A 7,999-nucleotide genomic window follows, 5' to 3' on the forward strand; every position below is an offset into this window, starting at 1 on the left:
GTATAATTTTTTCATAAAAATGAATAGACCATTCATTTTTATGAATTTGGGTGTTTTGTTGGCACCCTATTTGATTCTTTGAGGGATTTTGTTGTAACCTATAATTTAAATAGAAATGAAAAGATTATTCACTTTTATGATTTTGGGTGCTCTGTTGGCATCTTGTAACAATTCGAAAAATCAACAAGCGGAAGCTGAAGAGGAGGTGAAAACCACAGTTGTTCCAGTAGAAAAAGCAGCATTAAATGAGGAAGAATCTGTAAATAAAGAGGCCTCGGTTTTCTTTGTAAACCTTCAGGAGGGCGAGAAAGTTACTTCTCCGTTAAAAGTTGAAATGGGAGTAATTGGAATGGATGTAGAGCCTGCTGGAGAAGTTCATACGAATAAGGGGCATCACCATATTATTGTGGATGGATCTTTTGTAAAGGATGGGGAGATTGTTCCTATGGACAAAACACACCTCCATTTTGGAAAAGGACAAAAAGAAACAGAATTAGAGTTGGCACCAGGTAAACACAGTCTAACCCTGCAATTTGCTGACGGAGTGCATAAATCTTATGGAGAAGGTCTAAGTAAGACTATCGAGATAGAAGTGGTTGAAAATACGAATCATTAAATTTTATCTTTTTTGCCTCATCAATCAACATTGGTGAGGCACTTTTTTTTTCGGATTGTATTTTTTTAACTATGAGCCACTCTCAGAAATATACTTTGTTTCTTAAAGATGTATTTCTTATTGCAATTTCCGGATTTGGAGGTAATCCTGCTCATATTGCCATGATGATTGATATTATGGCTGTTAAAAGAAAATATATTTCTGAAGAAGAGATCATAGAGGTTTTTGCATTGACACAGGTTCTTCCTGGGCCTACTTCCAGTCAAACCATCACAGCTATTGGCCATAAACTTGGGGGGCCTCGTCTGGCCGTTATTGCTCTTATTATATTTATTCTCCCGGCAGTAACTATTATGACTGTAGCTGGTGTAAGTATAAATTGGCTGTTAGAAAATAACTTTTCTTTAAGCTTCACGCGTTTTGTTCAACCCATGGCAGTTGGTTTTGTGGCATTTGCCGCTTATCGGATTGCCAGGAAGGTTATTAATAGTTTATTGGCAGTTCTATTAATGCTGGCCTCCATATTTTTGTCCTTGTTTTTCCAATCTCCTTATATATTTCCACTGATATTGTTGGGGTCAGGCTTCATTACAGGCTTAAAGTATAAGCTACACCCGGAAGACGAGACTAAAAAGAAGCTTCACATTAAATGGTTTTATTTTTTAATGTGGGCAGGAACGTTTATTGTGCTGGCTATTTTAACTGGAATCTTTGATTTCTTACCCATAAGTTTATTTGAGAACTTTTACCGGAATGGAAGTTTGATTTTCGGTGGAGGTCAAGTTTTAATTCCGTTGTTGCATACGGAATTTGTCGAATTTAAGCATGCCCTTACTTCTCAGGAATTTCTGACGGGCTACGGTATGGCTCAGGCAATTCCAGGCCCTGGATTTGCCTTTTGCTCTTATATGGGGGTGTTATCATCCCGAGAGGCGGGCATACCTGGTGAGATTGTTGGGGGATTAGTCTCGGCGGCAGGGGTTTTTCTTCCAGGCACCTTTTTGATTTTTTTTATTGTCAATTTCTGGGATGACCTAAAAAAATACCGAATCATTCGTGCTTCTTTAGAAGGGATACATGCTTCCAGCTCCGGTATGGTAATCGCTGCAGCTATTATGCTGATGGGTACACTTGACCTAGGATTTCAACAAAACATCGAGCCCAGCCTTACCAATTGGATTATTATCATAGGTACAATGCTAATTTTGGCTTCGAAAAAAGTGGCTCCCCCTCTTTTAATTTTCTTCGGATTGCTTGCAGGAATTATCCTCTAAAATTTAGGGTAGTACCAGATTCCTCTACTTTAAAGTTTGCTTTTAATCCAAAAGGGAGAGGCATATTGATTTCTTCATGGCCCGCAGGAAAACCAAAACAAACCGGAAAATTATATTCTTCGATGTGCTCTTTCACAATCTGGTAGGCTGTTTTTCCAAATTTCACTGTGTCATTATCTTTGATTTCGGTGAAATGACCCACAATTAACCCCGCCAAATCCTGAAATATGCCTGCCCGTTTCAACTGGATCATCATTCGGTCTATATGATATAAATGTTCACCAATTTCTTCAATAAATAGAATTTTACCTTTTGTTCTGGCTTGTGTTGAGGTGCCTGTTAAGTGGGCCAACAATGATAAGTTTCCTCCAATTATCTCGGCTTGTACGTTTCCTGTTTTATTTAGGGAATGGCTAAGTAGGTTGTAGACTAAGGGTTTTCCAAAAAGAAAGTTTTTGAGCATTTCTTTAGAAGCTTGGCTGGCTTTTTGCCCAAATTGTGAAGGCATTATTCCATGAATACATGCTACTCCCAGCTGGTTGGCTAGGCATAGAAAAGTGGTGATATCGCTAAAGCCAATAATCCATTTTGGGTTTTCCTTTAAGCTTGAAAAATTGATCTGGTCAAGGATTCGGCTTGTACCATAGCCTCCTCTTGCACAAAAAATTGCCTTAATTTCAGGCCTTTCGAGCATTTCTTGAATATCTCCCAATCGTTGTTGGTCATTGCCTGCAAAACGGTGATGGGTATGATACAAAAATCTTCCTTCAACCACTTCCAAATCCCAAGAGTTTAATTCGATTAATTCTTCAGATAAGGTATTGGGAGCAAGCCTTCCCGCAGGAGCAATGATTCCAATCTTATCTTTAGGCTTTAAAAAAGGTGGTATGATCATTTTTTATTTTGAACCGATGTGTTTTTTAAAAATAAAAAGCCTCTTTCAATTTGAAAGAGGCCAGGTAAATTTTTTGGAAATTAATTCTTTCTTATTTGCCAGAACTAGCATTTGGAACTGGTGGAGGGGTAACTCCAAGTTCCTTAAGAACCAGGTTACTAATATTATCTTCTTCTCGGGCATATAATAAAACCGGAGAACCTACAGCATCCATGCTCAAAACATGCGTATATCCATTTGCCTCAGCTACCTTTTTTATTGCATCAGAAGCTTTGGTAAATAGCGGTTGGAAAAGCTGTTGCTGTTTTTGTGAGATGGAAATTTGAGCATCTTGCTGAAACTTATTTATTTCCTCTTGTCTGTTTTGTAATTCAGCTTCTTTGCTACTTCTCAAAGCAGCATCCATTGTAGCAGCTCCTTTTTGGTAGTCTTCAAATAATTTTTGAAGTTCCTGCATTTTAGCCTGGTATTGATTTTGAAGCTGGGTTTGATGAGCTTGTAAATCAGAGTTTACTTGCTTGGCTTCTGGCAATACACTGACAATATATTCTATATTAGCGTAGCCGATTTTAACAGCTGAAGTTTGAGCATTCGCATTTATATTTGCTGAAAACAATGTAACAAAGAGTACTGCTATCGCAACAATCGATCTTTTCATAATTATTTTATTTGTTTCTATTTATTTACTTAATACAAATTTAATTCCAAAAAAAAGTGATGACCTATGATTTTGATGAAATTTTTAAAAATCCGTAAATTATTTTTGATCTTTTTATTCAATTACATCATTTGGATCTCCCAATCCTAATTCCTCCAAAACGAAATCGGTATAATCATGAATAGGGTCTGTATAGATCATGACAAGGTCTCCTGATTTGTCAAATACAATCTGGAGTCTTTTCTTTTTGGCTACTCTTTCAACGGCATCAAAGACTTGATCTTGTACTGGCTTGATTAATTCTTTCTTTTTTAGAAAATATAAACCGTCATATCCAAATATTTTTTGCTGGTGGGCCATAGCCTCCTCTTCTTTTTTTCTTATTTCCTCCTTTCTTTGAGTGGTCATATCCGCAGTGAGAAGCACTTCTTCTGCTTTAAGTGCTGTTTTCATCGATTCAATTTCCATTCGCATATCTAAAATTTCACTTTGCCAATCTTTCGAAAGTTTTTCGAGATCTTGCTTAGCTTGTGAAAATTCAGGCATTTTACCTAGAATGTAATTGGTGTCTACATAACCAAATTTCTGTCCGGTGGCCTGCTGTAGTAAAGCTAAAAAAAATACAATAAAAATAGCTAAATGCTTCATTGAATCTTCTGGTTCGGTTGAGATATTTGGATAACTACTTAATACCCTGTCATTAACAGGGGTGATGTTTTAATATAAGGAAAGAGTTGATTGTGTTTGGTATATCAAAATTATGGAACTTTTAATACCTCAATTTAATCTTTTACCTTATACTATTTTTATTAAGATTTAGATCTTTCTTACATCTAAATTTATAAGTCCAATTATTTAAATCCTATAGTTAGGGCCTAAACCAAGTATCTTTAATCTAATAATTATTTATTCCTTGTTAGGGTATTTCCTTTATAAAACTAAAAAGTTTTCTTCTTATTATCTTATAGGTTGCCCAATTGTAAAGGTAAATTGAGAACCGTTTGCACCCGGAGCTCCAGGAATCGGATCAAATCCATAGCCCCAGTCAATACCGATCAGGCCAAAGGCTGGCATAAATATTCTTGCACCCACACCTGCTGAACGGAATAAAGAATTTGGATTAAAATCGGCAAAACGACTCCAGTTATTTCCAGCTTCAGCAAATCCTAACACATATATGGTGGCAGCTGGGCTTGTGGTAATTGGATAACGGAGTTCTGCCACAAATTTATTGAATACCACCCCGCCTTGATCTACTGTATTTCCGTCACGTTCAGCAAGGATGGAATTGTCTTCATACCCTCTTAATCCTATTACATCCGTACCCAAAAGGAAGTTTTGACCTGATAGACCTGAACCTCCCATGAGGAATCGCCCAAAAGGACCTATTATTGTATTTGCAGAATATTTACCCACAAGGCCAAAGTGTGCCCGTGTTTGCAAAACCAAATCTCCAACAATTGGTATATAGAACTCACTGTCAAACATCCATTTATTGTATTCTACGAATCTAAATAGATCCTCATTAGATTTGCCTTCATCAAAATCACTTCCTCTGAATAAGGAATAAGGAGGAGTGAGACTCACGCTGAGGGAAATATTTGATCCCCTTCTTGGGTACATAGGCTGATCCACACTATTTCGTGCAATTCGTGTGGTAAAGTTAAAGTTATTTGCTACTCCATCTGTAAAACCTAAATCTTCTCCAAAACTACTTCCCTGAAAGTTGTTCAGGTCATACAAAACATAAGACAGAGAGTTGGTCCATGTAAAATAATCGTCCGGCCACTTAATAGCTTTACCTAATCCAACTGTTGCACTAGACACTCTTAAAGAGCCGTCAAAATTATTACCACTAAAATCCCCTGTGGATGAACTACGTTGAACCGCGTGGCTTAAAGAAACCGAAAAGTTATTTCTCTTTTTTCCGCCTAACCAAGGTTCAGCAAATGTAAGTGAGTAATTCTGGTATTGAATCCCATTGGCTTGTGCTCTTATGGATAATTGCTGTCCATCTCCTACCGGCAGGGGATCCCAATTCTTAGGTTTAAACAAATCTTTCGCGGAAAAATTTGTAAAAGTAACCCCTAAAGTACCCACAAAACCAAAGGTACCTCCCCATCCACCAGATAATTCAATTTGGTCACTAGGTTTTTCCACAAGTGAGTATTCGATATCTACGGTACCATCAGCTGGGTTAGGAATAGGGTTTAGGCCAATTTGTTCAGGGTCAAAATAACCTAATTGAGACAATTCTCTTTGGGTACGTATTAAATCTGCTCGGCTGAATTTCATTCCCGGCAGGGTTCTTATTTCCCTAAGTATTACACGGTCATTAGTACGATCATTCCCTTTTACAATAATTTTATTTATTGTGGCTTGTGGTCCCTCATTTACACGCATTTCTATATCGATAGAATCACCATCAACATTAACCTCTACGGGCTGTACATTGAAAAACAGGTAACCATTATCCATATACAAAGAGCTGACATCAGGCCCTGTAGGGTTAAAGTTTAAACGGGTGTTTATCAACTCCATATTATAGGTATCACCCTTTTGAACACCTAAAATAGCAGCCAATTGCTTATCACTGTGAATATAATTTCCTGTCCAGGTAATATTTCTAAAGTAATATCGCTGACCTTCATTTACTTTTATACGGATATCTACAGTGTTTTTTCCACTTACAAAAACTGTGTCAACATCAATCTTTGCATCTCTGTAACCCTCTGTGTTATAAAATTCGACAAGTGCTTTTTTGTCTTCTTCAAATTTTTCAGCAACAAACTTTGAGGACTTTAAGAAGTTTAGTTTAATATGGTCGTGAAACCATCCTGATTTTTTTTCCTTTTCCGCTTTGGTAGTATCTTCTGTTACAAAAGGATCTTCATCCACTTTTCCGAGTTTTATTCGGACTTTTTCATTAGTGGATTTCATTTTATTTTTAATTTTTGCATCGGTAAAGGCATAGTTTCCTTCTACATATATGTTTCTAACCTTTACTTTTTTCTTTTTATCTACTAAGATTTTTAATCTAACTCCATTGGATACCAGTGTGTCTCCTTGCTGAATTATTTTTACGCTGGTGTTGTAAAAACCTTTTTCAATAAAATGCTTTTTAATGGTCAACTCAGTATTTTTGATCAGAGCATCTGTAAGTACCCTTCCCCTGATGAGGTCAATTTTATCTCTTAAATCACTTTCCTGAGTTTTATTCAGGCCTTCAAAACTGAATCGTGTAAGCCTTGGGCGTTCTTTTAACTCAATGACGAGGAAGGCTTTTCCATTTTCCACTTTTGAAATATAGATTGTGGCGTCACCAATAATGCCTTGTTGCCATAGTTTTTTTATGGCATTACTGATTTCTTCTCCAGGAACCTTGATGCGATCTCCAACTTTTAGTCCGGATAGGGAAATAAGTGCATTTTCGTCAAGATATTCTACACCAACTACAGAAATACCACCGATTTCATACTCTTTTGGAGATTGGTAATTAACATCAGTAGAATTATTATTTCTAGAATTGGAATAATTTCCCGGCACAAACTGGGCAAAAATTGACGAATTGTAGCTTAATGCAAATAGAAGAATAAATAATATTTTTTTCATGAATCGCTTAAGATTTCACTTGTTCACTTATTTTACCGAATCGTCTTTCTCTTTTTTGAAATGCGTTGATCGCACCGAAAAGATGTTGTTTTCTAAAATCCGGCCATAACACATCAGTCATGTATAATTCTGTATAAGCAAGTTGCCATAACAAAAAGTTGCTGACACGCATTTCTCCACTGGTTCTGATCAGCAATTCGGGGTCCGGAATAAAATGAGAGTTCAGATTATCACTTACCAGTTGTTGATCAATTTTATCAGGATCTACTTTCCCTTTTTTGACCTCAGTAGCAATTTTTTTTACCGCCTCTGTAATTTCCCAACGACCGCTATAACTCAAAGCCAAAACTAAAGTTAGGCCATTATTGTTTTTAGTGAGCTCCATAGCTTCACTTAGCTCTCGTTGGCAGATTCTTGGAAGCGATTGTGTATCCCCAATAGTTTGGAGACGAACGTTGTTTTTTTGTAGTGTGCTGATCTCCCCTCGAATAGTGGATACCAATAACTGCATTAAAGCTTCCACCTCTATTTTGGGACGACTCCAATTTTCAGTTGAAAAAGCATAAAGTGTAAGGTATTTGACCCCCAATTCCGCACAGCCTTCGGTTACATCCTTCACAGCCTGAATGGCGTTTTTATGTCCAAAGATTCTGGCTGCACCCTTTCGCTTAGCCCAGCGTCCATTGCCGTCCATAATAACGGCCACATGATGCGGAATATTATTTGAATCAATCTTTTCTTTCATCCCTTCTTTTTGCTGCAGAATTAGATCGCAATGTACAAAAATGCTTTTTTATTTTAAATTTTATCCAATAAACTTTCAGGGCTTTGAACTTGAAACATAAGAACGTTTCTAATTTGCAGTTATTATTTCAATTGCAATGTAGGGGTTGTCAATTTGAATTAAATTGCTTTTAAAACATGACTTAAATCTTTTTACCTTT

The 7,999-nt window shown here is 36.8% G+C and carries 7 protein-coding genes; 2 read left to right on the plus strand and 5 right to left on the minus strand.

The features are described from left to right. Positions 1-115 precede the first annotated feature (115 nt). Both E1171_RS12675 and chrA read left to right on the plus strand, forming a co-directional pair. Entirely contained in the window at positions 116-616 is a 501-nt protein-coding gene (locus tag E1171_RS12675) for a DUF4399 domain-containing protein (protein ID WP_222931490.1), read from the plus strand. Positions 617-687: 71 nt separating this feature from the next. After that, positions 688-1,890, plus strand: coding sequence for a chromate efflux transporter (chrA, locus tag E1171_RS12680; RefSeq protein ID WP_155206377.1), 1,203 nt, complete (start codon positions 688-690; stop codon positions 1,888-1,890). Here the strand turns inward: chrA and E1171_RS12685 are convergent. The 5 genes from E1171_RS12685 to uppS form a co-directional block, all read right to left on the minus strand. Further along, on the minus strand, positions 1,880-2,785 hold the full coding sequence (locus E1171_RS12685; protein WP_155206378.1) for a S66 peptidase family protein: 906 nt from the start codon (positions 2,783-2,785) through the stop codon (positions 1,880-1,882). The two genes, chrA and E1171_RS12685, sit on opposite strands and share 11 nt — an antisense overlap. 91 nt (positions 2,786-2,876) lie before the next feature. Continuing rightward, positions 2,877-3,443 carry an OmpH/Skp family outer membrane protein gene (locus E1171_RS12690; protein WP_155206379.1) on the minus strand — a complete coding sequence of 189 codons (567 nt, stop codon included), beginning with the start codon at positions 3,441-3,443 and terminating at the stop codon, positions 2,877-2,879. A 114-nt stretch (positions 3,444-3,557) separates the two neighbouring features. After that, a complete protein-coding gene (locus E1171_RS12695) occupies positions 3,558-4,091 on the minus strand; it encodes an OmpH/Skp family outer membrane protein (protein ID WP_155206380.1) in 534 nt (177 codons plus the stop codon). Positions 4,092-4,400: 309 nt separating this feature from the next. Next, positions 4,401-7,055 carry an outer membrane protein assembly factor BamA gene (gene bamA, locus E1171_RS12700; protein ID WP_155206381.1) on the minus strand — a complete coding sequence of 885 codons (2,655 nt, stop codon included), beginning with the start codon at positions 7,053-7,055 and terminating at the stop codon, positions 4,401-4,403. Positions 7,056-7,062: 7 nt separating this feature from the next. After that, positions 7,063-7,800, minus strand: coding sequence for an undecaprenyl pyrophosphate synthase (gene uppS, locus E1171_RS12705; RefSeq protein WP_155206382.1), 738 nt, complete (start codon positions 7,798-7,800; stop codon positions 7,063-7,065). Between the last annotated feature and the right edge of the window lie 199 nt (positions 7,801-7,999).

Origin of the sequence: Xanthovirga aplysinae (genome assembly GCF_009711365.1) — a bacterium.
In the GTDB taxonomy this organism is placed as follows: Bacteria; Bacteroidota; Bacteroidia; order Cytophagales; family Cyclobacteriaceae; genus Xanthovirga; species Xanthovirga aplysinae.

What these genes read in the sequence shown, in the direction of transcription:
- E1171_RS12695 (WP_155206380.1), bottom strand. Translation starts at nt 4,091, where the DNA reads ATGAAGCATTTAGCTATTTTTATTGTATTTTTTTTAGCTTTACTACAG.
- bamA (WP_155206381.1), bottom strand. Translation starts at nt 7,055, where the DNA reads ATGAAAAAAATATTATTTATTCTTCTATTTGCATTAAGCTACAATTCG.
- E1171_RS12685 (WP_155206378.1), bottom strand. Translation starts at nt 2,785, where the DNA reads ATGATCATACCACCTTTTTTAAAGCCTAAAGATAAGATTGGAATCATT.
- uppS (WP_155206382.1), bottom strand. Translation starts at nt 7,800, where the DNA reads ATGAAAGAAAAGATTGATTCAAATAATATTCCGCATCATGTGGCCGTT.
- E1171_RS12675 (WP_222931490.1), top strand. Translation starts at nt 116, where the DNA reads ATGAAAAGATTATTCACTTTTATGATTTTGGGTGCTCTGTTGGCATCT.
- chrA (WP_155206377.1), top strand. Translation starts at nt 688, where the DNA reads ATGAGCCACTCTCAGAAATATACTTTGTTTCTTAAAGATGTATTTCTT.
- E1171_RS12690 (WP_155206379.1), bottom strand. Translation starts at nt 3,443, where the DNA reads ATGAAAAGATCGATTGTTGCGATAGCAGTACTCTTTGTTACATTGTTT.